A 1,288-nucleotide genomic window follows, 5' to 3' on the forward strand; every position below is an offset into this window, starting at 1 on the left:
CATAGTGCCCGTACCGCAAACCGACACAGGTAGATGAGGAGAGAATCCTAAGACCATCGGAAGAATTGTTGTTAAGGAACTCGGCAAATTAACCCCGTAAGTTCGCGAGAAGGGGTGCCGGAGAGGAATCTCCGGCCGCAGTGAAATGGCCCAAGCAACTGTTTAGCAAAAACACAGGTCTCTGCTAAAGCGTAAGCTGAAGTATAGGGGCTGACGCCTGCCCGGTGCTGGAAGGTTAAGGGGATCACTTAGCGCAAGCGAAGGTGTGAACTTAAGCCCCAGTAAACGGCGGCCGTAACTATAACGGTCCTAAGGTAGCGAAATTCCTTGTCAGGTAAGTTCTGACCCGCACGAATGGCGTAATGACTTGGGCACTGTCTCAACAACAAATCCGGCGAAATTGTAGTGCAAGTGAAGATGCTTGCTACCCGCGATTGGACGGAAAGACCCCGTAGAGCTTTACTGTAGCTTAGCATTGAGTTTCGATATTGTCTGTACAGGATAGGTGGGAGACTAGGAAAGAGGATCGTCAGGTCTTCTGGAGTCATCCTTGGGATACCACCCTGGCAGTATTGAGATTCTAACCGGAGGCCATGATCTGGTCACGGGACATTGTTAGGTGGGCAGTTTGACTGGGGCGGTCGCCTCCTAAAAAGTAACGGAGGCGCCCAAAGGTTCCCTCAGAACGGTCGGAAATCGTTCGTAGAGTGCAAAGGCAGAAGGGAGCCTGACTGCGACACATACAGGTGGAGCAGGGACGAAAGTCGGGCTTAGTGATCCGGTGGTACCTCGTGGGAGGGCCATCGCTCAACGGATAAAAGCTACCTCGGGGATAACAGGCTTATCTCCCCCAAGAGTCCACATCGACGGGGAGGTTTGGCACCTCGATGTCGGCTCGTCGCATCCTGGGGCTGAAGTAGGTCCCAAGGGTTGGGCTGTTCGCCCATTAAAGCGGCACGCGAGCTGGGTTCAGAACGTCGTGAGACAGTTCGGTCCCTATCCGTCGCGGGCGTAGGAAATTTGAAGGGAGCTGTCCTTAGTACGAGAGGACCGGGATGGACCAACCTCTGGTGCACCAGTTGTTCCGCCAGGAGCATAGCTGGGTAGCTAAGTTGGGACAGGATAAACGCTGAAAGCATCTAAGCGTGAAGCCTACCCTAAGATAAGATTTCCCATGACGTAAGTCAGTAAGATCCCTTGAAGAACACGAGGTTGATAGGTGAGAGGTGTAAGTGCAGTAATGTATTCAGCTTACTCATACTAATAGATCGAGGGCTTAATCAAAAAA

At 52.2% G+C, this 1,288-nt stretch carries 1 rRNA gene; it reads left to right on the top strand.

Annotated features, from left to right (window positions below):
• Nucleotides 1-1,284, top strand: a 23S ribosomal RNA gene (locus T487_RS0113225); the annotation flags it as partial.
• Between the last annotated feature and the right edge of the window lie 4 nt (nt 1,285-1,288).

It is taken from the genome of Proteiniclasticum ruminis DSM 24773 (assembly GCF_000701905.1).
GTDB lineage: Bacteria > Bacillota > Clostridia > Clostridiales > Clostridiaceae > Proteiniclasticum > Proteiniclasticum ruminis.